At 72.8% G+C, this 408-nt stretch carries 1 pseudogene; it reads right to left on the reverse strand.

The features are described from left to right. Nucleotides 1–408: pseudogene (locus ACTFO6_RS17805) on the reverse strand (SAM-dependent methyltransferase); the annotation flags it as partial.

Raw genomic sequence — 408 nt, forward strand, 5'->3', positions numbered from 1 at the left:
GTCCAGGTATTCGAGGGACTCGCGCCCGCCGTCGAAGCGGTCGATGGCGTGGGGCCCGTCCCCGTCGATGAACACCGCAAGCTGGGACGGGGGCCCATGGGGCGCATTCAGGGACAACCCGGGCGCGTGACGCAGGGGCACCGCGGAATTCTCCACCACGCTCACCAGGCCCAAGGGGGACGAGGTCTCGAAGTCCAAACGCGCGCCTTGGACGCTTAGCGCCTGGACGAGGGGCTTGTACTCGGAGAGCGCGAGCCGCGTGAGCCCGTCCGGCAGTCCCGCGGCGCCGGCGATGACCAGGACGAGGAGGGCGACGCCCAGTCGCGGACGCCCCAACCGCAAAGCGCCGGCCGCCGCGGCCGCGACGCCGGTGGTGGCGACTAGGGCCAGGGACTGCCCGGGGGAGAG

Source organism: Pelomicrobium sp. G1 (assembly GCF_051905455.1).
GTDB lineage: Bacteria > Pseudomonadota > Gammaproteobacteria > Burkholderiales > UBA6910 > Pelomicrobium.